This is a genomic window from Streptomyces sp. NPDC059909, assembly GCF_042730885.1.
Taxonomy (GTDB): Bacteria; Actinomycetota; Actinomycetes; order Streptomycetales; family Streptomycetaceae; genus Streptomyces.
In genome coordinates, this window is record NZ_JBHWKX010000002.1 from 295,247 (window position 1) to 317,140 (window position 21,894).

The window sequence follows — 21,894 nt, forward strand, 5'->3', positions numbered from 1 at the left end:
TTGGGGGGGGGGAGGGGGGGGGGGGGGGGGGGGGAAAGGGTTCTGAGGGGGGGGGGGGGGGAGGGGAGGGGGGGGGGGTGTGGGGTCGTGGGGCGACCCCCACCCACGGCGCCATCGCATGCCGTTGACCTGGCCGGGCTCGTCCCCGATCACGTACCGGACGCGCCGTCCGTGCACCCGGCGGGCCGGGGCCCGGCAGCCGCGCGGGCGGCAGCCGCGCGCCAGCGGCGCGTGCGGCACGCGCGCGGACGCGGCCGCACCGGCCGGGCGGCGAAGGCCCGGCCGGGGCGGCGTTGCGCGGCGGACGGCTGTGGTCATGGGCGGGAGGTCAGCCCCTCCCGTGCCGCAGCGCCGGGTGGGCGCCCGCGGCGACCAGGTCGGCCACTGCGGCCTTCGGGTCGCGGCCGGTGACCAGGGACTCGCCGACGAGGACGGCATCGGCGCCGGCGTTGGCGTACGCGATCAGGTCGTGCGGGCCGCGGATGCCGGACTCGGCGATCTTGACGATGCCCGCGGGGATCTCGGGGACGACCCGTTCGAAGGTGGAACGGTCGACCTTGAGGGTCCTGAGGTCCCGTGCGTTGACACCGATGATCTTGGCTCCGGCGTCCACGGCACGCTCGACCTCGTCCTCGTCATGGACCTCGACGAGCGGGGTGAGGCCGATCGACTGGGCACGCTCGATCAGGGAGACGAGCGCCTCCTGATCGAGTGCGGCGACGATCAGCAGGACCAGGTCGGCACCGTAGGCACGGGCTTCCCACAGCTGGTACGACGTGACGATGAAGTCCTTGCGGAGCAGCGGGATGTCCACCCGGGCCCGCACGGCTTCCAGGTCCGCGAGCGAGCCGCCGAAGCGGCGCTGTTCGGTGAGGACGGAGATGACGGCCGCGCCGCCCGCCTCGTAGTCGGCGGCGAGTCCGGCAGGGTCCGCGATGGCGGCGAGCGCGCCCTTGGAGGGACTGGAGCGCTTCACCTCGCAGATGACCTTGACCCCGTCGCCGCGCAGCGCGGCGACGCCGTCCTTGGCCTGGGGCGCCTTGGCGGCACGCTCCTTGAGCTCGTCGAGGCTGACCCGCGCCTGCCGCTCTGCGAGGTCGGCGCGCACGCCTTCGATGATCTCGTCGAGCACACTCACGCGAGCGGCCCCCTTCCGGGAGGTTGATGGTGGATCACTGTCAGCAATCTCGATGGTATCCGTAGGAGGGCGAAGGCCCCGCATCCGGTTGACGGCCGTCCCACTACCTGGAACCGCTTGCTGCCGTTCATGGCGCGAGGAACGCCCCGAACGGAAGATTCCGTACGACGGTGTAGACCAGCAGAATCCCGCCGAGACCCCACCACCAGACGGGCCCGAGGCCGATCCGCACCGGCCTGTTCCGGGCGGCGCGGACGAGCCAGACGATCCACAGGACGGCGAAGACCCCGTAACCGACGGTGGCGACGGCATTGGCACCGAGGGCGGCGCCGATGTCGCCGGTGATGAAGGCGTGGGCGCTGCGCAGACCCCCGCAGCCCGGACAGTAGATCCCGGTGAGCCGCAGCAGGGGGCAGACCGGATAGTGCCCGGGCTCGTTGGGGTCCACCGTGCCGACGTACGCGAAGGCCGCGGCGACTCCGGCCATGCTCGCCAGCGGCGGGGCGAGCCGCCGCACGAGCGGCGCGACGGCCGTGGGTGCCGGCACCGGCCCCGCCACCGGGCCGTGCGCAGGGGCGGGTGTGCCGTGCACAGGGGCGGGCGCGGTGTGCGGCGCGGGCCCCGGCACGGGGGGCTCGCCCGGGCCGGGGGCGGCGGCAGGGATGGCATCCACCCCGTGATTGTCCCCCGGGCATGCGGAGAGGCGCAGCCCGGGCTCGCCGGACTGCGCCTCGCACGAAGCGCTCAGGGGATCCTGAGGGGTGCTCGTGGCGTCAGGAGGCCACCGTGACCTCGGCCGGCGCGGGCTTCGCGACCGGGGCGGGGGCCTGAATGCGGATGGGCTGCTGCTTGGGCATGCCGAGACCCGCGGCCTTCATCGCACCGCCCACGACACCGCCGAGCAGCGTCACGGCGATTCCGGCCCAGAAGCCGAGCGGATTGGCCGCCACCATGAAGACTCCGGCGATGCAGAAGCCGATGAAGCTGATGGTGACGCCGGTCCAGGCGGCCGGGGTGTGTCCGTGGCTGCTGCCCGCCATGAGTTGCTCCTCGTTCGTCTCGCGTCTAGCGCTGTGGGGTGATGCGGATTCCCCCTCCGCCCCAGGGCGTGGGGACCCCCTCGCACCCTATTGTCCCGCACTCCGGGGGGTGTCAGGACGTGGGGGTCGTCACTGATCGCGCGTGGGGTCCTCGCCGCGGTCGAGGGCCTTCCACAGGTCCTCGGGCCGCTCCGGATCGATCGCGGCGGCCGCCTTGCGCGGGCCTGCGCCCTCGCGTTCGTAGCGGCCGGACATCGCGGGCCAGGCGGCGCCGTACCGCAGGGCGAGCACACCCGCGGCCAGGATCAGCAGTCCGGCGGCGGCGGTGACGAACGGCCACGCGGTGTGCGTGAGCGAGTCGACCACGGCGGCGCTGTCCCCGGTGGTGCGCCGCGCCTGCTCGTCGAGGGCCGCGGTCCCGGAGACGCTGGTGTACGCGGCGACCGACGCGCCCGCACCGCTGAGGGCGAGCAGGGCGGCGACGAGCAGCCGCCCGGTGCGGCGGACGGCGAAGAGGGCGACGAGCGCGGCCAGACCGACGACGGCGAGCGCGGCCGGAAGGCCGGTGACGTCCCGGCCGCCGGCCTTCAGGGGCACGCCGCTGCCGAGAACCGAGGCCGTGCCCTCGGCCCAGGTCTGCCCGGAGGCGAGCAGCACCACGGCGGCGCCGACGGCGCCGAGCAGCAGGGCGGCTGCGAGGCTGCGCCGGCTGCCTGTGGCGGCCGTGGCGCTCTCGGTACGGGGCTGGGGTACGGATGTAGCACTCACGTACCCCACTATCCCCTACCGGTTCAGTTGTCGTTCAGCCGGTTCGCCGTATGCACGGCCCGCAGCACCGCGGCCGCCTTGTTGCGGCATTCGGTGTTCTCGGCGACCGGGTCCGAGTCGGCGACGATGCCCGCGCCGGCCTGCACGTACGCGGTGCCGTCACGCAGCAGGGCGGTACGGATGGCAATGGCGGTGTCGGAGTCGCCCGCGAAGTCGAGGTAGCCGACACAGCCGCCGTACAGTCCGCGCCGCGAGGGCTCCAGCTCCTCGATGATCTGCATCGCGCGGGGCTTCGGGGCGCCCGAGAGCGTGCCCGCCGGGAAGCAGGCGGTCAGGACGTCGAAGGCGGTACGGCCTTCGGCGACGGTGCCGGTCACGGTCGACACGATGTGCATGACGTGCGAGTACCGCTCGATGGACATGAAGTCGACGACCTCGACCGAGCCCGGCTCGCAGACCCGGCCGAGGTCGTTGCGGCCGAGGTCGACGAGCATGAGGTGCTCGGCGCGCTCCTTGGGATCGGCGAGCAGTTCCTCGGCGAGGTCGTGGTCCTCCTGCGGGGTGGCGCCGCGCGGACGGGTGCCGGCGATGGGGTGCACCATGGCGCGCCCGTCCTCGACCTTGACCAGGGCCTCCGGGCTGGAGCCGACGACGTCGAAGCCCTCGAAGCGGAGCAGGTACATGTACGGGCTCGGGTTGGTGGCCCGCAGCACCCGGTAGACGTCCAGGGCGCTCGCCTCGCACGGCGTCTCGAAGCGCTGCGAGGGGACGACCTGGAAGGCCTCGCCCGCGCGGATGCGCTCCTTGATGTCCTCGACGGCCTCCTGGAACTGCTCCCCGCCCCACAGCGGCGCCGTGTAGGGGGGCAGCTCGGACGGCGGGAGGGCGTGCGGCTCGTAGGTGACCGGGCGGGAGAGGCCGGCCTCCATGGCGTCGAGGCGGGCCACGGCGTCCGCGTACGCCTCGTCGACACCGGTGTCGAGGTCGTTGTGGTTGATCGCGTTGGCGATCAGCAGGACCGTGCCGGCCCAGTGGTCCAGGACGGCGAGGTCCGAGGTGAGCAGCATGGTCAGCTCGGGCAGTTGCAGGTCGTCCCGGCCGTGCTCGCCGATCTTCTCCAGCCGGCGGACGATGTCGTAGCCGAGGTAGCCGACCATGCCGCCGGTGAAGGGCGGCATTCCGGAGGCCAGGTCGCGCGGGGTGTGCAGAGCGTCGACGGTGGCGCGCAGCGCCTTCAGCGGGTCGCCGTCGACGGGTACGCCGACGGGCGGGGTGCCGAGCCAGTGGGCCTGGCCGTCGCGAGTGGTGAGGGTCGCGGCGGACCGTACGCCGACGAAGGAGTAGCGGGACCAGGAGCGCCCGTTCTCCGCGGATTCGAGGAGGAAGGTGCCCGGCCGCTCCGCCGCGAGCTTGCGGTAGAGGCCGACCGGCGTGTCGCCGTCGGCGAGGAGGCGGCGGCTGACGGGGATGACGCGGCGATCGTCCGCCAGCTTGCGGAAGGTCTCGAGATCCATGGCGTACGACCCTACTGGCCCAGTGGCAGCACGTCGGCGTCGAAGCAGGTACGGGCGCCGGTGTGGCAGGCGGCGCCGACCTGGTCCACCTTGACGAGGACGGTGTCGGCGTCGCAGTCGAGCGCGACCGACTTGACGTGCTGGACGTGGCCGGACGTGTCGCCCTTGACCCAGTACTCCCGCCGGCTGCGGGACCAGTAGGTGGCGCGGCCGGTGGTGAGGGTGCGGTGCAGGGCCTCGTCGTCCATCCAGCCCAGCATGAGCACCTCGCCGGTGTCGTACTGCTGGGCGATGGCCGGGACCAGGCCGTCGGCGCTGCGCTTGAGGCGGCCTGCGATGGCGGGGTCGAGTGCGCTGGAGTCGCTGCGCGTGCTGGGCATGCCTGTCATGGGGCCATTGTGCCGCTTCGGGGCTCTCCGTCCGGCGGTGCGTCCACTGTGCGGACGCGGGTCCCCGGCCGTAGGCTGACCTGCATGTCGACCCATGCCAAGCGTGAACGGCTTCTTCTCGCCGATCTGTTGGAGGCCGCGGGCCCCGACGCCCCGACCCTGTGCGAGGGGTGGAACACCCGCGACCTGGCGGCGCATGTGGTGGTACGCGAGCGCCGCCCTGAGGCCGCCGGGATCATCCTGGGCGTCCTGAGGAACCGGCTGGAGCGGGTGCAGGCGGAATTCGCCGCGAAGCCGTACGAGGAGCTGATCCAGCTGATCCGTACGGGCCCGCCGCGGATGTCGCCGTTCGCGATCAAGCCGGTCGACGAAGGGGCGAACACGGTCGAGTTCTATGTGCACGCGGAGGACGTACGGCGGGCGCAGCCCGACTGGGCGCCGCGGGAGCTGGACCCGGTCTTCGCGGACACCCTGTGGAAGCGGCTGGAGCGGGGGGCCAGGCTGCTGGGCCGGAAGTCGCCGGTGGGGCTGGTGCTGCGCCGCCCGGACGGTCAGACGGCGGTCGCGCACCGCGGCACGCCGGTGGTGACGGTGACCGCGGATCCCGGTGAGCTGACACTCTTCGCCTTCGGCCGGCAGAAGCAGGCCTCGGTGGGGCTGGAGGGCGACGAGGACGCGGTCGCCAAGGTGCGTGAGGCCAAGCTGGGGATGAGCTAGGGGGCTTCTTTTGGATCAGGCCGGAGCCCGGCAAGATCCGAAAGAAACCCCTGGGGCCTGTCCTCCGGCCAGGACCGCGCCAGGGCCTGTCCTAGCGGCTCGGGGAGGCCGGCGTGACTGCCGGGAGCGGGTGGCCGGGGGCGAGGGCTGCGGCGATCCGGCTCGCGATGATTTCCGCCGTGTTGCCGTCAGGGGTCTTCGGCCCCTTGGTCGTCGTGACCGCGACGGCGAGGCGTTCGGCGGGCAGATAGGCCTGGATGGCGGCGTAACCGGAGAACGACGGGTTCGTCACGATCCAGCCGTTCAGCACGAGCACACCGAGGCCGAAGTGCATGGCTGCGGTGTTCTTCAGGCACACCGTGGCGGGGCAGGTCTTCGTAGCGCCGCCGAGCCCGACAGTGCCGGGATCGAGCTGGGTGCGGTACGCCGCGGGCGACAGCAGCTCGCCCGTGCCCACGGCCTGCGCCGAGCGGGCCAGGTCGCAGATGTGCGTGGTGATGACGGCGCCCGGCGCGGTGGTCCACGAGGGGTTCCAGAAGGTGGACTCCTCGTAGCGGCCCCGTTCCGAGGTGAACGCGTGCAGAACCGGCTGCTGGATCTCGGGGGTGGCGTAGTTGCGGGTGTTGCTCAACCCGAGAGGGTCCATGACGCGCTGTTCCAGCAGCTTGTCGAGCGGCGTGCCGCTGATCTTCTCCAGGGCGGCGCCGAGGAGCACGAAGTTGGCGTGGGAGTAGCTGAAGCTGGTGCCCGGCTCGTACCAGAGGGGGTGGGCGGCCGGGAATGCCACCAGCTCCTCGGGCGTCCAGTGGCGGAACGGGGCCGCCTCCAGTTCGGCGAGGAACTTCGGGTCGGTGACGTAGTCGTGGAGCCCCGAGGTGGAGTCGCCGAGCATGCGCAGTGTGATCTCGTCGGCGTGCGGGGCGTCCGGCAGCCAGCGGGACACGGGGTCGTCGAGCCGCGCCTTCTTCTCGTCCACCAGCTGCAGCAGGGTCATGCCCATGTAGACGATGGCCACCGACCCGGCCCGGAAGTGCATGCCGGGCGTCGCGGGTACGCCGGTCATGGACTCGCCCAGGGCGGTCGTGAGGACGTCGTCGCCGTCCCTCGTGACCCGCAGCACCACCGAGTTGAGGCCCATTTCGCTCCTGGCCCGCTGAGCGATGTCCAGGACCTCACGGGCGGGGCCGCCGCGGGGTTTCGGGGAGCTGACGCAGGGGCGGCCCTCCCCTGGCGCCGAGGGGGCGGGGGCGAGAGCGGTGACCTGGAGGATCGCGGCGATGAACACCGCGACACAGAGGAGTGCGGCCCGCCGGTTTCGTCTCATGACCGCACTATGGGGTCGCGAGTGCCGTGAAGTGCCGTGGAACACCCGGGCGGGCACGGGGATCACCCTTGGGGCGGGCCGTTACGGCCCGCCCCAAGGGTTTCAGGCGGCCCAGTCGCGCAGAAGACGGGCAACCTCTGTCAGGTCCGCCTCGTCACTGCGGACGTCGCCGACGAGCTTCGCCCAATCGCCGTGCGTCGGCGCGACAGGCACGCCGGACTCCTCCATGTAGGCACGCACGCAGCCGATACCGATCGACGCGTTGTAGTCCGTGAACGGACGGAGCCGCAACGCCGTGTGCAGGAAGGTGGCCGCGCGCGTGGCCACTTCCTCGTAGTACGGCTCCCCCGCGACGCGGTTCGAACTACCGAACGGGGTGCCCCGCCTCGCGCAGCGTCTCCTTCACCTGCCCGATCCGCAGATCGCCGAAGTGGAAGACGGATGCCGCGAGCACCGCGTCCGCGCCCGCCGTGATGGCCGGGGCGAAGTCGGCGAGTCTGCCCGCGCCGCCGGAGGCGATGACCGGGACCGTGACGTGCTTGCGGACGGCCGCGATCATCTCCGTGTCGTAGCCGTCCTTGGTGCCGTCGGCGTCCATCGAGTTGAGCAGGATCTCGCCCGCGCCCAGCTCGGCGGCCCGGTGCGCCCATTCGACGGCGTCGATGCCGGTGCCGCGGCGGCCGCCGTGGGTGGTCACCTCGTAGCCGGACGACGTCGTGGTGCCTTCCGGGGTGCGGCGGGCGTCCACCGACAGGACCAGGACCTGGCGGCCGAAGCGCTCGGCGATCTCACGGATCAGCTCCGGGCGGGCGATGGCCGCCGTGTTGACGCCGACCTTGTCGGCGCCGGCCCGCAGCAGCTTGTCGACGTCGTCCGCCGAGCGGACGCCGCCGCCCACCGTGAGGGGGATGAAGACCTGCTCTGCGGTGCGGCGCACCACGTCGTACGTCGTCTCGCGGTCGCCGGACGACGCGGTGATGTCGAGGAAGGTCAGCTCGTCGGCGCCCTCGGCGTCGTACAGCTTGGCCATCTCGACCGGGTCGCCCGCGTCCCGCAGATTCTGGAAGTTGACTCCCTTGACCACCCGGCCGTTGTCCACGTCCAGGCAGGGGATGACTCGGACCGCGAGGGTCATGACCGCGAACCTCCTCGGTACGCCTCGACCTCGACCTCCACGACCAGCCGCGGGTCGACGAGGCCGGCGACGATGACCATCGACGCGGCGGGGCGGACGGCGTCGAACAGTTCTTTGTGGGCGCGGCCGACCTCCTCGACGTCCCGGGCGTGCGTGATGTACATCCGGGTGCGCACCACGTGCTCGGTGCCGAGGCCGAGCTCCTTCAGCGCGCCGATGGCGACGTTGAAGGAGTTGACCGCCTGGTCGTACGGGCCGCCATCGGCGAAGGCGCCGTCGATCATCGACGTACAGCCGGAGACGAGTACGAGGCCGTTCGGCAGCTCCACGGCGCGCGAGTAGGCGTAGGCCTCTTCCCACGCTCCGCCGGAGGTGATGCGGCGTACGTCTGTCATCGGGAGACTGCCTCCAGGGCCTCTTCCAGGGTGAACGCCTTGGCGTAGAGCGCCTTGCCGACGATGGCGCCCTCGACGCCCGCCGGGACCAGCGAGGCGAGCGCGCGCAGGTCGTCGAGCGAGGAGACGCCGCCGGAGGCGACGACGGGCTTGTCGGTTGCGGCGCAGACGTTGCGCAGCAGCTCCAGGTTGGGGCCCTGGAGGGTGCCGTCCTTGGCGATGTCGGTGACGACGTAGCGGGCGCAGCCCTCGGAGTCGAGGCGGGCCAGCGTCTCGTAGAGGTCGCCGCCGTCGCGGGTCCAGCCGCGGCCGCGCAGGGTCGTGCCGCGTACGTCGAGACCGACCGCGATCTTGTCGCCGTGCTCGGCGATGACCTTGGCGACCCACTCGGGGGTCTCCAGGGCCGCGGTGCCGAGGTTGACGCGGGTGCAGCCGGTGGCGAGGGCCGCGGCGAGGGTCTCGTCGTCGCGGATGCCGCCGGACAGCTCGACCTTGAGGTCCATGGCCCCGGCGACCTCGGCGATCAGCTCCCGGTTGTCACCGGTGCCGAAGGCGGCGTCCAGGTCGACCAGGTGGAGCCATTCGGCGCCCGCGCGCTGCCAGGTGAGGGCGGCCTCCAGCGGGGAGCCGTACGACGTCTCCGTACCGGACTCGCCGTGGACGAGACGCACGGCCTGACCGTCGCGGACGTCCACGGCGGGGAGGAGTTCAAGCTTCTGAGCCATGATCAGAGGGTCTCGATCCAGTTGGTGAGGAGCTGGGCTCCGGCGTCGCCGGACTTCTCGGGGTGGAACTGGGTCGCCCACAGGGCGCCGTTCTCGACGGCCGCGACGAACGGCTCGCCGTGGGTCGCCCAGGTGACCTTGGGGGCGCGCATCGCGGGGTTGGTGATCTCGAGGGACCATTCGTGCACGGCGTACGAGTGGACGAAGTAGAAGCGGGCGTCGGGGTCGAGACCCGCGAACAGCTCGCTGTCCTCGGGCGCCTTGACGGTGTTCCAGCCCATGTGGGGGACGACCGGGGCCTTCAGCGGCGCGACGACGCCGGGCCACTCGTCCAGGCCCTCGGTCTCGACGCCGTGCTCGATGCCGCGCTCGAAGAGGATCTGCATGCCGACGCAGATGCCCATGACCGGGCGGCCGCCGGAGAGCCTGCGGTCGACGATCCAGTGCCCGCGGGCCTCCTTCAGCCCGGTCATGCAGGCGGAGAAGGCGCCGACGCCGGGGACGAGGAGCCCGTCGGCGTTCATGGCGGCGTCGAAGTCGCGGGTGATCTCGACGTCCGCGCCGACGCGGGCGATGGCCCGCTCGGCGGAACGGACGTTGCCGAAGCCGTAGTCGAAGACGACGACCTTCTTGCGCGCGCTCATGACCACACGTCCAGTCGCAGGACGCCGGCGGCCAGGCACATCGCGGCGCCGGCGGAGAGCAGCACGATCAGGCCCTTCGGCATCTGCTGCTTGGCGAAGGAGATCACGCCACCGATCAGGAACAGCCCGAGGACGATCAGAACCGTGGAAAGACCGTTCACGACTACAGCGCACCCTTCGTGGAGGGAAGGATTCCGGCGGCGCGCGGGTCGCGCTCGGAGGCGTAGCGCAGGGCGCGGGCGAGCGCCTTGAACTGGCACTCCACGATGTGGTGGGCATTGCGCCCGTACGGCACGTGGACGTGCAGCGCGATCTGCGCCTGGGCGACGAAGGACTCCAGGATGTGCCGGGTCATCGTCGTGTCGTACGCGCCGATCATCGGCGCCATGTTCTCCGGCTCGGTGTGCACCAGGTAGGGGCGGCCGGACAGGTCGACGGTCACCTGCGCGAGCGACTCGTCCAGCGGGACCGTGCAGTTGCCGAAGCGGTAGATCCCCACCTTGTCGCCGAGTGCCTGCTTGAAGGCGGCGCCCAGCGCGAGGGCGGTGTCCTCGATGGTGTGGTGGCTGTCGATGTGCAGATCGCCGTCGGTCTTGACGGTGAGGTCGAACAGGCCGTGGCGGCCGAGCTGGTCCAGCATGTGGTCGTAGAAGCCGACCCCGGTCGACACATCGACCTGTCCGGTGCCGTCGAGGTTGATCTCGACGACGACCGACGTCTCCTTGGTGGTGCGCTCGACCCGTCCTACGCGGCTCATGAGCTCTGCTCCTTCTTCAGTGCGCGAACCGCATCGAGGAACGCGTCGTTCTCTTCGGGGGTGCCGGCGGTGACCCGCAGCCACCCGGGTACGCCGTTGTCACGGACGAGGACGCCCCGGTCGAGGATCTTCTGCCACATGCCGTGGGTGTCCTCGAAGCGCCCGAACTGGACGAAGTTGGCGTCCGATTCCGTCACTTCGTAGCCGATGGCGAGCAGCTCGGCGACCAGCCGGTCCCGCTCCTCCTTGAGCTGCTCGACGTACTTCAGCAGCGTGTCCGTGTGCTCCAGGGCGGCGAGTGCTGTGGCCTGCGTGACGGCGGAGAGGTGGTACGGCAGCCGCACGAGCTGGACGGCGTCCACCACGGCCGGGTGCGCGGCGAGATAGCCGAGGCGCAGCCCGGCGGCGCCGAAGGCCTTGGACATGGTGCGCGAGACGACGAGGTTCGGCCGGCCCTCGATCAGCGGCAGCAGCGAGGGGCGGTGGCTGAACTCGACGTACGCCTCGTCCACGACCACGAGCGACGGCTTGGCCTGCTGGGCGGCCTCGTACAGCGCGAGGACCGTCCCGGCGTCGACGGCGGTGCCGGTGGGGTTGTTGGGCGAGGTGATGAAGACGACGTCGGGACGGTGCTCGGCGATGGCCCGCGAGGCCGCCGCCACGTCGATGGTGAAGTCGTCGTTGCGGGGACCGGAGATCCAGCCGGTGCCCGTGCCGCGGGCGATCAGCCCGTGCATCGAGTACGAGGGCTCGAAGCCGATGGCCGTGCGGCCCGGGCCGCCGAAGGTCTGGAGCAGCTGCTGGATGACCTCGTTGGACCCGTTGGCCGCCCAGACGTTGGCGAGAGAGACCGGGTGCTTTCCGGTGCGGGTGAGGTACTCGGCGAGCTCGGTGCGGAGCTCGACGGCGTCCCGGTCGGGGTAGCGGTTGAGGCCGCGCGCGGCTTCCCTGACCCGCTCGGCGATGCGCTCGACGAGCGGCTCGGGCAGCGGGTACGGGTTCTCGTTGGTGTTCAGCTGTACGGGCACGTCGAGCTGCGGCGCGCCGTACGGGGACTTGCCGCGCAGCTCGTCGCGGATGGGGAGATCGTCAATGCCGGTCACTTGCTGTCGGGCACCTTCCATCCGAACCTTGCCTTCAGCGCGGCTCCGTGCGCCGGGAGGTCCTCCGCTTCCGCCAGCGTCACCACGTGGTGGGTGACCTCGGCGAGTGCGTCGCGCGTGTAGTCCACGATGTGGACGCCGCGCAGGAAGGACTGGACGGAGAGTCCGGAGGAGTGGCAGGCGCAGCCGCCGGTGGGCAGCACGTGGTTGGAGCCCGCGCAGTAGTCGCCGAGGGAGACCGGCGCCCAGGGGCCGACGAAGATCGCGCCCGCGTTGCGGACCCGGTCGGCGACGGCCGCGGCGTCGGCGGTCTGGATCTCCAGGTGCTCGGCGCCGTACGCGTCGACGACGCGCAGGCCCTCCTCGATGCCGTCGACGAGGACGATCGCGGACTGCTTGCCGGACAGCGCGGGGACGATGCGGTCCTCGACGTGCTTCGTGGCGGCGACCTGCGGCTCCAGCTCGCGCTCGACGGCGTCCGCGAGCTCGGGCGAGTCGGTGACCAGGACGGCCGCGGCCAGCGGATCGTGCTCGGCCTGGCTGATCAGGTCGGCGGCGACGTGGGCCGGGTCGGCGGTGGCGTCGGCGAGGACCGCGATCTCGGTCGGGCCGGCCTCGGTGTCGATGCCGATGCGGCCGGTGAAATAGCGCTTGGCGGCGGCCACCCAGACATTGCCGGGGCCGGTCACCATGTTGGCCGGGGCGCACTCCTCCGTGCCGTACGCGAACATCGCGACGGCCTGGGCACCGCCCGCGGCGTACACCTCGTCCACGCCGAGCAGCGCGCACGCGGCGAGGATCGTCGGGTGCGGCAGGCCGCCGGCTGCATCTCCATCAAAACGGGGCTTCTGCGGCGGGGACGCGAGCGCGATGGACTCGACGCCGGCCTCCTGCGCCGGCACCGCGTTCATGATCACGGAGGACGGGTAGACGGAACGCCCGCCCGGTGCGTACAGCCCGACGCGCTCGACCGGAATCCACTTCTCGGTCACCGTGCCGCCCGGCACGACCTGCGTGGTGTGCGTCTCTCGGCGCTGCGCGCGGTGGACGGTCCTGGCGCGCCGGATCGACTCCTCCAGGGCGGCCCTGACCTCGGGGTCGAGCTGCTCCAGCGCCTCGGCGAGTGCCTTCACGGGCACCCGTACCCGCTCCAGCTTCACGCCGTCGAACTTCTCCGCGTAGTCGATCAGCGCCGCCGTGCCGCGATGACGCACGTCCTCGCAGATGGGCCGCACCTTCTCCAGGGCGGCCTCCACGTCGAACTCGGCGCGGGGCAGCAGGTCACGCAGGGCGCCACCCTCCGGGAGGGCATCGCCACGCAGATCGATTCGAGCCAGAGAAATTGATCGCAGCACGGGTCAATTCTCGCAGACGCGCTCCGCGGACCGGTCGTCCGTATCACTGGCTGATACGTGTCCCACAAGTCGCTCATGACCACTAGCGTTCAGTCCGTCACTCAGCGGGAAGAACGGTTGTACGAAACCGGGGAAGCGAGGGGGCGGCCTTGACCGAGCCGCAGGGCATGGACATGCCCACTGATCTGACCACGGCGGAGCACACCATGTGGACGTCGTTCGAGAGTGGCAGAACCTGCGACCTGCGTGACCGTGATCCGCTGCTCAACGATCCCTTCTCGGGCGGGGCCTGGGGCCCTGAGCGCAGTGTCCGCGCCGATGTGATCGCGATGCTGCTGCTCAGCGGCCCGCCCGCGCGGCCGGGCCGGGTGTGCGCGCTGAAGCTGCGCGGGGCGTTCATCACCGGGAAGCTGTCACTCGCCGGCGGGACGATCGGGCCGTACGTCGAACTGAACGGCTGCCGCTTCGAGGACGAAGTGGCGCTCCCCGAGGCCCGGTTCACGACCCTTCGCATGGTCGGCTGCGCGATCCCGCGGCTGGAGGCCGCCCGGCTGCACACGGAGGGCGATCTGCATCTGCCGCGCTGCCGGGTCGAGCGCGGGATACGGCTCACGGACGCGCAGATAGGCACGGACCTGCTGATCAACCAGATCCAGGTACGGCCGGACCGGCGGGGCCGTGCCATCGCCGCGGACGGGCTGTCAGTGGCGCAGGACCTCCAGGCCGAGCTGATCGAGACGTACGGCGAGGTCAGCCTGCGCGGGGCGAAGGTCGGCGTGTCGCTGAGCCTGCGCGGCAGCCGGCTGCGGGCGGCGGAGGGACGCCGTGCGCTCAACGCCCCGCAGCTGACCGTGGAGCGCACGCTGTACATGACGTACGCCTGGGTGAACGTGGCGGGGAACCAGGGCGCCACTCCCCCGTTCGGCATCGCCAACGCCGCCGGCGGCCGGGCGCCCGGGGCACGGGAGCAGCGCTTCGAGTGCCACGGCGGAGTGCGTCTGGACGACGGCCGCTTCGGCGACGCGGTCGACTTCCACAAGGCCCGCTTCATCCTGTCGGACGCCCGGCGCGAGGAGCTGTCGCTGCGCAGGATCGCCACACCCGAGCTGCGCTTCAACGGCGAGCGGCCCGAGGAGGGCCGCGTCGTGCTCAACGGCGCGAAGATCGTCACGCTGATCGACCTGTCGACGAGCTGGCCCGGTCCCGGGGGGCTCGCGATGGGCGGCTTCGTGTACGAGAACCTCGTCCCGTACAGCCGCTTCCCGCTCGCACGCCGGCTGGAGTGGGTGGCCGCGGCCACCCCCGAGTACGCGCCGGAGCCGTACGAACGGCTGGCGACGGTGCTGCGCAACAGCGGCGAGGACGCCGACGCGCGCGAGGTGCTGCTCGCCAAGCAGCGCCGGCGCCGCGAGACCCTGCCGCTGGCCGCGAAGCTCTGGGGCTATCTGCAGGACTGGACGGTCGCGTACGGCTACCGGCCGGGGCGGGCGGCGCTGTGGATGGCGATCCTGTGGGCGGCGGGGGCGGTGGCGTTCTCCCGCTTCGAGCCCTCGGCGATCAAGCCGGACGAGCACCCGGAGTGGAACCCGTCCCTGTACGCCCTGGACCTGCTCCTCCCGGTGATCAACCTCGGCCAGGACGGCTACTGGCGCCTGCAGGGCCACTGGCAGTGGGCCGCGGCGGCGCTGATCCTCCTCGGCTGGATCCTCGCGACGACGGTGGCGGCGGGCGCGTCGAGGCTGCTGAGGAGGGGCTGAGAGGCTCGCCGAGGCGGGCTGAGGGGCGCGCCGAGGCGCACTGAGGCAAGGAGCGCGTGCGCCGGATCACGCACCTCTTTGCCGTTTCTTGACCTCCGGCAGGACAACCATTCCACCTGCTACCAAAACTTCACAGATGCCCCCTGGCGCGGCCCCCACCTGCGGCTTTCAATGGTCCGCACCATGTCTCTGATCCGCGCCCTGATCGGCACCGCCCGCATGGTCCGGCACACCCCGCGGCTCGCCGACGGGCTGTCCCCGGACGACGCGGTACTGCTCGACGCGCCCGACGGGCGGCTCGGGCCCGCACTCGTGGCCGGCGCGCTCGGCGATCACGCGCCGGCGGCTGCCCTGCTCGCCGCCACGCGGGAGGCGGCCGAGTGGGAGAACCGCGACCGCTACGTCATGCGGCTCGCGGCGTTCGCGTACCACCGGGGCGACTGGCTGGCCCGCTGGCTCGCCGCCGCTCCGCGCGATCCGGACGCCCTGATGGTGAAGGCCGAACTGGAGGTGCGCAAGGCGTGGGGCTCGCCCGCGCGTGTCGAGCGGCTCCGCGAGGTCGGGCCGCTGATCGGCGCGGCGGCCGAAGCGGATCCGCGGGATCCGGTGCCCTGGCGGCTCGCGCTCGACCAGGCGCGCGGCACGCACGCCACGCACACCGCGTTCGAGTCGCTGTGGGAGCAGGCCGTGCGGCGTGCCCCGCACCACTACGGCTGTCATGTCGCGGCGCTCCAGTACCTCTCCGCCGTCTGGTACGGCTCGCACCGCGAGTGCTTCGACTTCGCCGAGCGCGCCGCCGAGGACGCGCTGCCGGCTTCGCTGGTGCAGGCGCTGCCCGTGCGGGCGGCGTTCACGCTGCTGCTGACCGGCGACCCCACCGCCGTGCAGGCCGACCGGATCGACGCCGCCGCCGATCTGGCGATCGCGCTGTCCGGGCAGTACGAGGCCGGCGACCCGTGGCCGTCGGAGGTCCGCAATCTGCTGGTGTACGTGCTGATCGCGCGGGGCCGCTGGGCGGAGGCGCTGGAGCAGTTCAGGCTGATCGGCCCGTACGCGACGTCGTTCCCGTGGAACTGTGTGACGGACGATCCGCTGGGCCAGTTCCTGGAGGCGCGGGACGGCGTACGGATCGAGGTGGCCTCGACGATGCCGCTCCGGCGGGGGTCGGTGCGCTCGGAGCGGTCCGACCGGCCGGCGCGGTGGGGGCGAGCGGCGAGGTCGGCGCGAGCGGCCGACTCCTCCGGGTCCTTGGGCCTGCCCGGCGTGCCCGGCGTGCCCGGTCCGGCGGGTCCGCTCGGTCCGATCCGCAGACAGGCCGGACAGAGCCCGTCCGGCGGCCATTACGCTTAGCCGCTGTGACCACCGCAAGCCTGCCCCTCTTCCCGCTCAACGCGGTGCTCTTCCCCGGACTCGTTCTGCCGCTGAACGTCTTCGAAGAGCGTTATCGCGCCATGATGCGCGAGCTGCTGAAGACCGACGAGTCCGAACCCCGCCGGTTCGCCGTGGTCGCCATCCGCGACGGCCGCGAGGTCGCGCCGACCGCGCCCGGCCTGCCGGACCAGACCGCGCTGCCCGAGAAGGGCCCCGCGGCGGGCTTCGGCCCGGACCCGATCCAGGCGTTCCACCGGGTGGGGTGCATCGCGGACGCCGCGACGATCCGCGAACGCGCGGACGGCAGCTTCGAGGTGCTGGCCACCGGCACGAGCCGGGTCAAACTGCTCTCCGTCGATGCGAGCGGTCCCTTTCTGACCGCCGAACTCGAGGAGATCCCGGAGGAGCCCGGCGACGGGGCGGGCGCCCTCGCCGAGGGGGTGCTGCGGGCATTCCGCAGCTACCAGAAGCGGCTGGCGGGCGCGCGGGAGCGGTCGCTGTCGACGGGCGCCGAGCTGCCGGACGAGCCGTCGGTCGTGTCGTATCTGGTGGCCGCGGCGGCCGTGCTGGACACCCCGGCGAAGCAGGGGCTCCTGCAGGCGCCGGACACGGCGACGCGGCTGCGCGAGGAGCTGAAGCTGCTGCGCTCCGAGACGGCGGTGATCCGGCATCTCCCGTCCCTGCCGGCGGTGGAGCTGACGCGGGCGCCGACGAGCCCGAACTGAGACGCGTACGCGGTAGAGGCGAGGACGAGCACCTTGGCGAAGAAGTCGAAGAAGCAGGGCGGCGGGGGCACTCCGGCGACGGTGGCGCTGACGGCCGCGGGTACGGAGTTCACGGTCCACGCGTACGAGCACGACCCGGCGTCGGCGTCGTACGGCGAGGAGGCGGCCGAGGCGCTCGGCGTCTCCCCCGAGCGGGTCTTCAAGACCCTCGTCGCGGACGTCGACGGCGAGCTGACGGTGGCCGTCGTCCCGGTGGCGGGCCAGCTCGACCTGAAGGCCCTGGCCACGGCGGTCGGCGGCAAGCGGGCGGTGATGGCCGACCCGGCGGCCGCGGAGCGCACGACGGGCTATGTGCGGGGCGGCATCTCCCCGCTGGGCCAGCGCAAGCGGCTGCGGACGGTGCTGGACGCGTCGGCCTCCGCGCACGCGACGATCTGTATCTCGGCCGGCCGTCGCGGGCTGGAGGTCGAACTCGCACCGTCCGACCTGGCCGCCCTCACGGGCGCGGTGGTGGCCCCGATCGGCCGCGCGTAGGCCCTCGACGGCGGGCCTGTTCTCCGCTACGACCGAAGGACACCCGATCCGAGGGGGCCCGCAATGTCGAAGCGCACGCGCAAACGCAAATGGCGCCTCAAAAAGCGCCGCGCCAACCACGGCCACCGCCCGGCCTGACCCGGCCAGCCCGTCCGCCCCGGTGGCCCGAACCGCGGGCCTCGGGGCGCGCGTGCCCGGCACGGACGGGTGGGCCGCAGAGTGCGTCCTCAAGCGCCGGACGGGCTTGATGTGCCACGGCACCGACGAGTGAACCCGCACCTCCCCCACGCCCGCAGGGCGTAGCGGGAAGCGCCTTCGGAACGGAGTCCGGGGCGGAGCCCCGGTTGCGGGAAGGGGCGGGGCGGGAAAAGAGGCCCCGCGCAGCGGCCCCCGCACCAGCCCGCCGCGTCAGCCGCTCGTGCCGCCGCCCAGTGGCGGAGCCGGCCACTCGGGTTCCGGGTCGCGGGGGCCGAAGAGCGCCGTGAGGGCCAGGTGGACCACCATGGAGGCCACCGGCCAGGCCAGCAGCGCCGCCCGGGCGCGCAGCTGCAGGGGCGCGTCGAACATGACACCCTCGCCCACCGCACGCGCGTGCGCGACGACGTCGTGCTCGGGACCGAACCAGTAGCCGATCCCCCAGCCCAGCGCCGAAGCCGCAAGCCCGCCCAGCGCCAGCGCCAGGACCAGCACGACTCCGCCGCGCCGGTGGATCAGGAAGACCACCGCCGCACAGAGCACCCCGAAGCCGAGGGCCAGCAGCACGAACGTGCCGTCCGCTCCCGCCGCCTCCTCGCCCTCCGTGTCCAGGACGAAGACCGCCTTGTCCGTGGAGATCAGCGCCACGCGCGGCGCGAGCCACAGCCACAGCAGGCCGAGCGCGACGCCGGCCAGCACCACCGCCGGCAGGACGATGGCAGCCAGGCGCAGCTCCCTCTTCATGTCCTGCCCTTCTCCGTTCTCCATGGGGAGGGGGTACGGGTGGTTCCAGGGCGCGTCGTGCGGCGGAGGCTGGTGAGGCGGCGTCAGGGGTGCGGTCACCATGACATCGTGCCAAACGTCCCTGTGGCCCGCCTCACCGGACCGCACCTCAACGGACCGCGGCCCTCCGGTACGCCCATGTCGCAACGCCCAGTGACGCCACGCCCACGGCCGCGCAGACCGCGAGGTCCAATGCCACGGCGGGCCACTGCGGATGCGTGTCGAAGGTGCGGGCCAGCGCCTCGACCCCGTAGGTCGACGGCAGCAGATCCCGTGCGTACGCGATCGGCTCCGGCAGCCGCCCGGCCGGCAGCACCCCCAGCAGCAGGGCCGCGGACATGCCCAACTGGCCGAGCAGTGTGGCGAGTTCCTGGCGGGTCGCGAGCAGCCCGAGCGCCGCGCCGAGCCCGGCGAGCGCGGCGCCCGCGAGCGGGATCACGGCGGCCAGCACCCATAGATGCGTGAGCGGAAGCCCGAAGAGCACCGAGCCGATGACCGCGGTCACGACCGTCCCGGGCACGGTGAAGGAGGCGTACGCCCCCGCCGCGCCGAGCACCACCGCCGCGGGCGGCACGGGCAGGGTCGCGTAGTGGTCGAGGCCGCCCCCGGCCCTGAGCTGGCCGAAGTACTGGGCGAGCAGATTGAGCGCGACGAACGCGACGACCAGCACGGACGACCCGGCGACGACGGCACGCGCCTCGGCGCCGCCGTCGACGACGCCCCGCATCAGCACCATGATGCCGACGGACTGGAAGGTCGCCACGAAGAGGAGGGGGATCCGGGCGACCCGCGCCCGGGACAGCTGCGCGCGGTACACCGCGGCGAGCGCGGGCAGCAGCCGGGCGCGTGGCGCGAGCGGCGCGGGACCGCCGCCGGACCCGGCACGGTCGGCGGCCTGCTCTCCGCGCACACTCGCGGTCACGGCCTCCGCAGGCACGATGCTCACCTGGCGCTGCTCCTGTTCCGTACGTTCGGGCTCACTGTGCCACGGCCGTGGCCCCGCCCGGCGGCGCACAGCGCCGACGACAACACGCTCCGGCGACCGCACCGGCCGCCGCGCCCCTGCCGCGACGCCGCGGACACGGACGCCACCACCGCGCGACGCCACAGGCCGCCCCGGCCGGCATCACGCGGTGCCGGACGCGAAACCGGCGCCGGCGCCGTCAGGTCGCGGGTCCCGGCCGACGGCAGGCGCGGGAACCCCCCGGTACGCGGGGGCCTCCCACCGCTCATGCCTTCACCAGGCCCTTCGTCGCGTGCCCGCCCAGCGCCAGGTACACGTCCTCCAGGCTCGGCGTGGCCAGGGTGAAGTCGTCCAGCGCCGCGAACGCCGCGCCGCCGGTCACCGCGGCGACCGCGGCCCGCGCCTCGTCCGGGGCGAGCCGGAGCACCCAGCGGCGGCCGGACTCCTGGGCGGAGGCCCGGAGCGCGGCGACCTCCGGGACGTCCAGGGGCGCCCGGTCACGCCAGACGAGCTCCACCCGCACCTCTCCGGCCACGCGCTCCTTGAGCCCAGCGGGGCTGTCGCAGGCGATGACCTTGCCGCGTTCGAGCACGGCGACGCGGTCGAGGACGGTCTCGGCCTCGATGACGTTGTGGGTGACCAGGAGCACCGTCGCTCCGTGCTCGGCGCGCCGCCGGTCCACCGCGGCCCAGACCGCGCGCCGCGCGACCGGGTCCATTCCGGTGGTGGGCTCGTCCAGGACGAGGACGGGCCGCTCGCCGACCAGCGTGCACGCGAAGCAGGCCAGCCGCCGCTGCCCGCCGGACAGCTTCTTCAGGGGCCGCCCGGCCAGTGCGGTCAGCCCGAGCTCCTCGAGCACGGTGTCGCGCTCGGCGCGTGCCTCCCGTACCCCGAGGCCCCGCAGCCGCCCGGTCGTCTCCGCGGCCAGGGCGACGGTCAGCTCGTCGAGCGCGGTGGACTCCTGTCCGAGGTAGCCGATGAGCCGGGCCGCCCGCTCGGGGTGGCGTACCAGGTCGTGACCGAGGACCTCGACCGCGCCGGAATCGGGGCGCATCAGACCGGTGAGCTGGCGGACGAGGGTGGACTTTCCGGCGCCGTTGGGGCCGAGCAGTCCGAAGATCTCGCCGGTGCGCACCTGCAGCGAGATTCCGTCGTTGGCCCGCACCTCGGGGGTCGCGGGAGCCCCCCGCCGGGCACGCGCGGCGGGGTACGTCTTGACCAGATCCCGCACCACGCACACCGTACTCACGAGGGACGAGCCTACGGGGTCCTCGGGGCTACTCCCCCGCGGGGGCGTGTTCGGCGGCGGCCCGGACGTCGATCTCGCGCCAGAATCCGGCCCGGATGGCATAGCGGTCATGCTCGTCGATCTGGTCGTCCTTGTGGGCGAGAAGTCCGAATCGGGCCGCGTACCGCAGCAGTTCGCCGTCGATGCGGTGCGGGATGCGCGGGTACATGGTGGACAGCTTCTGTACGTGTGCGGGGTCCGGGAGCCGCTCCATCCAGCGCCGCGCGAAGACCTGTCCGACCTCGTAGGGGTCACCGCCGACCGTGGTGATGTCCTCCTCGCGGTCCGCCCAGCGCTGCTCGGCGCTGGTGAGCTGGGCGAGCGTGGGCAGCGACGCGGTCTCGGGCGGCTCGCCGAGCGCGCCGCCTGGCCGCTCGATCCAGCCCTTGTCGGAGGACCAGCGCAGTGTGGCGCCCGCGGGGTGACGGTCGGCCGGGGCGGCCGGGCCGCGCAGGCCCGCGAGGTCCTTGGGGGTCGGGACGCCCTTCGCCGCGGAGCCCACCGGTCCGGCGGAGGTGGTACCCGCCGCGGCGTCCGGGGACGATGTGCCGTTGCGTACCTCTCCCACCTGCGCACGGGCCGCCTCGTCCGCGCGCTCCGCGGACGCGGCGAGCGCCGACTCGGGCAGCGGGGCGGAGAGGATCGCCGCGATCTCCGGGCGGGGCGCGGGCGGCGGGGCGCAGAGCCCGCCGAGGTCCTTGGCGCGGACGGCCTGGGTGATCCAGGCCCGGTCGAGGACGCGCCGCTCGTCGGCCTCGGCGACCAGGTCCTCCGACTGGTTGTAGTCGCCGTCGGCGGCCTGCACGGCCCAGAGGTGGACGGCGACCCCGTGTTCCTTGGCGGACATCAGACCCGGCAGCAGATCGCCGTCGCCGGTGACCAGCACCACGTCGGAGCAGGCGCGGTTCCTGGCGAGTTCGGTGAGTTCGGCGTGCATCGCGGCGTCGACGCCCTTCTGCGCCCAGCGGCCGTCGCTGCGGGTCAGTGCGCCGAGCCGGACGGTGACCCGGGGCATGACCCGCAGCCTGCGGTGCTCGGGCTGGGGCACGCGGTCGGGGGCGCCGTCGAACCAGTAGATGCGCAGCAGCGGACGTTCCGTATCGGCCTCGGCGCGGTCGCGGATGGCCTGGATGAGGGCGGCGTGGTCGACGGTGATGCGGGAGCGGGCCGGTTCTCCGGCGAGGAGACTCGCGGCGGCGCCCAGCAGATAACCGGCGTCCACCAGGACGACGCAGCGGTCCACGTGTTCCACCCTCTTTCGGGAACCTCGGGA

The 21,894-nt window shown here is 72.8% G+C and carries 25 protein-coding genes and 1 pseudogene; 5 read left to right on the forward strand and 21 right to left on the reverse strand.

The annotated features are described in order from the left end of the window. Window positions 1-102 precede the first annotated feature (102 nt). The 7 genes and pseudogenes from trpM to hisI form a co-directional block, all read right to left on the reverse strand. A pseudogene (gene trpM, locus ACFV9O_RS03380) lies at window positions 103-318 on the reverse strand (tryptophan biosynthesis modulator TrpM); the annotation flags it as partial. 10 nt (window positions 319-328) lie between these two features. Then, on the reverse strand, window positions 329-1,138 hold the full coding sequence (trpC, locus tag ACFV9O_RS03385) for an indole-3-glycerol phosphate synthase TrpC (RefSeq protein WP_385411600.1): 810 nt from the start codon (window positions 1,136-1,138) through the stop codon (window positions 329-331). Between the two features lie 127 nt (window positions 1,139-1,265). Next, complete coding sequence (locus ACFV9O_RS03390; RefSeq protein ID WP_385411795.1) at window positions 1,266-1,802, reverse strand: DUF2752 domain-containing protein; 537 nt, start codon at window positions 1,800-1,802, stop codon at window positions 1,266-1,268. Between the two features lie 109 nt (window positions 1,803-1,911). Then, complete coding sequence (locus tag ACFV9O_RS03395) at window positions 1,912-2,178, reverse strand: HGxxPAAW family protein (RefSeq protein ID WP_385411603.1); 267 nt, start codon at window positions 2,176-2,178, stop codon at window positions 1,912-1,914. A 129-nt stretch (window positions 2,179-2,307) separates the two neighbouring features. Beyond that, entirely contained in the window at window positions 2,308-2,955 is a 648-nt protein-coding gene (locus ACFV9O_RS03400) for a TIGR02234 family membrane protein (RefSeq protein ID WP_385411606.1), read from the reverse strand. Between the two features lie 14 nt (window positions 2,956-2,969). Continuing rightward, a complete protein-coding gene (locus tag ACFV9O_RS03405) occupies window positions 2,970-4,460 on the reverse strand; it encodes an anthranilate synthase component I (RefSeq protein WP_385411609.1) in 1,491 nt (496 codons plus the stop codon). Window positions 4,461-4,471: 11 nt separating this feature from the next. Beyond that, complete coding sequence (gene hisI, locus ACFV9O_RS03410) at window positions 4,472-4,849, reverse strand: phosphoribosyl-AMP cyclohydrolase (protein ID WP_385411611.1); 378 nt, start codon at window positions 4,847-4,849, stop codon at window positions 4,472-4,474. 84 nt (window positions 4,850-4,933) lie between these two features. Here hisI and ACFV9O_RS03415 point away from each other — a divergent pair, with 84 nt between their 5' ends. After that, window positions 4,934-5,566 (forward strand): TIGR03085 family metal-binding protein, encoded by a 633-nt coding sequence (locus ACFV9O_RS03415; RefSeq protein WP_385411614.1) that lies wholly within the window; start codon window positions 4,934-4,936, stop codon window positions 5,564-5,566. A 91-nt stretch (window positions 5,567-5,657) separates the two neighbouring features. On the opposite strand, the gene ACFV9O_RS03420 is transcribed toward ACFV9O_RS03415, so the two are convergent. The 10 genes from ACFV9O_RS03420 to hisD all read right to left on the reverse strand — a co-directional run bounded on the left by ACFV9O_RS03420 (window position 5,658) and on the right by hisD (window position 12,986). After that, window positions 5,658-6,890, reverse strand: a complete 1,233-nt coding sequence (locus tag ACFV9O_RS03420; RefSeq protein WP_385411617.1) for a serine hydrolase domain-containing protein — start codon at window positions 6,888-6,890, stop codon at window positions 5,658-5,660. Between the two features lie 102 nt (window positions 6,891-6,992). Continuing rightward, window positions 6,993-7,217, reverse strand: coding sequence for a hypothetical protein (locus ACFV9O_RS03425; protein WP_385411620.1), 225 nt, complete (start codon window positions 7,215-7,217; stop codon window positions 6,993-6,995). A 37-nt stretch (window positions 7,218-7,254) separates the two neighbouring features. Continuing rightward, entirely contained in the window at window positions 7,255-8,025 is a 771-nt protein-coding gene (gene hisF / locus ACFV9O_RS03430; RefSeq protein WP_385411622.1) for an imidazole glycerol phosphate synthase subunit HisF, read from the reverse strand. Further along, on the reverse strand, window positions 8,022-8,420 hold the full coding sequence (locus ACFV9O_RS03435) for a Rid family hydrolase (protein WP_385411624.1): 399 nt from the start codon (window positions 8,418-8,420) through the stop codon (window positions 8,022-8,024). Before ACFV9O_RS03435 ends, hisF begins: the two co-directional genes overlap by 4 nt. Beyond that, window positions 8,417-9,145 (reverse strand): bifunctional 1-(5-phosphoribosyl)-5-((5-phosphoribosylamino)methylideneamino)imidazole-4-carboxamide isomerase/phosphoribosylanthranilate isomerase PriA, encoded by a 729-nt coding sequence (gene priA, locus ACFV9O_RS03440; RefSeq protein WP_385411627.1) that lies wholly within the window; start codon window positions 9,143-9,145, stop codon window positions 8,417-8,419. Before priA ends, ACFV9O_RS03435 begins: the two co-directional genes overlap by 4 nt. 2 nt (window positions 9,146-9,147) lie before the next feature. Continuing rightward, a complete protein-coding gene (gene hisH / locus ACFV9O_RS03445; protein WP_385411628.1) occupies window positions 9,148-9,789 on the reverse strand; it encodes an imidazole glycerol phosphate synthase subunit HisH in 642 nt (213 codons plus the stop codon). Beyond that, entirely contained in the window at window positions 9,786-9,950 is a 165-nt protein-coding gene (locus ACFV9O_RS03450) for a hypothetical protein (protein ID WP_385411631.1), read from the reverse strand. The genes hisH and ACFV9O_RS03450 overlap by 4 nt, the downstream gene beginning before the upstream one ends. Window positions 9,951-9,952: 2 nt before the next feature. Beyond that, window positions 9,953-10,546: an imidazoleglycerol-phosphate dehydratase HisB gene (hisB, locus tag ACFV9O_RS03455; protein ID WP_385411632.1), complete on the reverse strand. Its 594-nt coding sequence runs from the start codon at window positions 10,544-10,546 to the stop codon at window positions 9,953-9,955. Further along, window positions 10,543-11,649: a histidinol-phosphate transaminase gene (locus tag ACFV9O_RS03460; RefSeq protein WP_385411634.1), complete on the reverse strand. Its 1,107-nt coding sequence runs from the start codon at window positions 11,647-11,649 to the stop codon at window positions 10,543-10,545. Before ACFV9O_RS03460 ends, hisB begins: the two co-directional genes overlap by 4 nt. Next, a complete protein-coding gene (gene hisD, locus ACFV9O_RS03465) occupies window positions 11,646-12,986 on the reverse strand; it encodes a histidinol dehydrogenase (RefSeq protein WP_385411798.1) in 1,341 nt (446 codons plus the stop codon). The genes ACFV9O_RS03460 and hisD overlap by 4 nt, the downstream gene beginning before the upstream one ends. Window positions 12,987-13,153: 167 nt before the next feature. Between hisD and ACFV9O_RS03470 the strand changes: the two genes are divergently transcribed. From ACFV9O_RS03470 to ybaK, 4 genes are all read left to right on the forward strand, one after another. Beyond that, window positions 13,154-14,761, forward strand: coding sequence for an oxidoreductase (locus ACFV9O_RS03470; protein WP_385411637.1), 1,608 nt, complete (start codon window positions 13,154-13,156; stop codon window positions 14,759-14,761). 171 nt (window positions 14,762-14,932) lie between these two features. Beyond that, entirely contained in the window at window positions 14,933-16,111 is a 1,179-nt protein-coding gene (locus ACFV9O_RS03475; RefSeq protein WP_385411640.1) for a hypothetical protein, read from the forward strand. Between the two features lie 5 nt (window positions 16,112-16,116). Next, complete coding sequence (locus ACFV9O_RS03480) at window positions 16,117-16,857, forward strand: LON peptidase substrate-binding domain-containing protein (RefSeq protein WP_385411643.1); 741 nt, start codon at window positions 16,117-16,119, stop codon at window positions 16,855-16,857. Between the two features lie 33 nt (window positions 16,858-16,890). Then, a complete protein-coding gene (gene ybaK / locus ACFV9O_RS03485) occupies window positions 16,891-17,391 on the forward strand; it encodes a Cys-tRNA(Pro) deacylase (protein ID WP_385411647.1) in 501 nt (166 codons plus the stop codon). Window positions 17,392-17,799: 408 nt separating this feature from the next. Here the strand turns inward: ybaK and ACFV9O_RS03490 are convergent, their stop codons facing one another. From ACFV9O_RS03490 to ACFV9O_RS03505, 4 genes are all read right to left on the reverse strand, one after another. Next, window positions 17,800-18,354: an ABC transporter permease gene (locus ACFV9O_RS03490; protein ID WP_385411649.1), complete on the reverse strand. Its 555-nt coding sequence runs from the start codon at window positions 18,352-18,354 to the stop codon at window positions 17,800-17,802. Window positions 18,355-18,478: 124 nt separating this feature from the next. Further along, complete coding sequence (locus ACFV9O_RS03495; RefSeq protein ID WP_385411652.1) at window positions 18,479-19,315, reverse strand: ABC transporter permease; 837 nt, start codon at window positions 19,313-19,315, stop codon at window positions 18,479-18,481. 283 nt (window positions 19,316-19,598) lie between these two features. After that, window positions 19,599-20,573: an ABC transporter ATP-binding protein gene (locus ACFV9O_RS03500; RefSeq protein WP_385411801.1), complete on the reverse strand. Its 975-nt coding sequence runs from the start codon at window positions 20,571-20,573 to the stop codon at window positions 19,599-19,601. A gap of 37 nt (window positions 20,574-20,610) precedes the next feature. After that, the gene (locus ACFV9O_RS03505) at window positions 20,611-21,873 is read right to left on the reverse strand and encodes an NYN domain-containing protein (protein WP_385411654.1); all 1,263 of its coding nucleotides are present in this window, start codon (window positions 21,871-21,873) and stop codon (window positions 20,611-20,613) included. Window positions 21,874-21,894 lie beyond the last annotated feature (21 nt).

Coding starts and splice junctions, on each gene's coding strand:
- ACFV9O_RS03395 (WP_385411603.1), bottom strand. CDS start 2,178: ATGGCGGGCAGCAGCCACGGACACACCCCGGCCGCCTGGACCGGCGTC.
- ACFV9O_RS03405 (WP_385411609.1), bottom strand. CDS start 4,460: ATGGATCTCGAGACCTTCCGCAAGCTGGCGGACGATCGCCGCGTCATC.
- hisI (WP_385411611.1), bottom strand. CDS start 4,849: ATGACAGGCATGCCCAGCACGCGCAGCGACTCCAGCGCACTCGACCCC.
- ACFV9O_RS03415 (WP_385411614.1), top strand. CDS start 4,934: ATGTCGACCCATGCCAAGCGTGAACGGCTTCTTCTCGCCGATCTGTTG.
- ACFV9O_RS03420 (WP_385411617.1), bottom strand. CDS start 6,890: ATGAGACGAAACCGGCGGGCCGCACTCCTCTGTGTCGCGGTGTTCATC.
- hisF (WP_385411622.1), bottom strand. CDS start 8,025: ATGACCCTCGCGGTCCGAGTCATCCCCTGCCTGGACGTGGACAACGGC.
- ACFV9O_RS03435 (WP_385411624.1), bottom strand. CDS start 8,420: ATGACAGACGTACGCCGCATCACCTCCGGCGGAGCGTGGGAAGAGGCC.
- priA (WP_385411627.1), bottom strand. CDS start 9,145: ATGGCTCAGAAGCTTGAACTCCTCCCCGCCGTGGACGTCCGCGACGGT.
- hisH (WP_385411628.1), bottom strand. CDS start 9,789: ATGAGCGCGCGCAAGAAGGTCGTCGTCTTCGACTACGGCTTCGGCAAC.
- hisB (WP_385411632.1), bottom strand. CDS start 10,546: ATGAGCCGCGTAGGACGGGTCGAGCGCACCACCAAGGAGACGTCGGTC.
- ACFV9O_RS03475 (WP_385411640.1), top strand. CDS start 14,933: ATGGTCCGCACCATGTCTCTGATCCGCGCCCTGATCGGCACCGCCCGC.
- ACFV9O_RS03490 (WP_385411649.1), bottom strand. CDS start 18,354: ATGGAGAACGGAGAAGGGCAGGACATGAAGAGGGAGCTGCGCCTGGCT.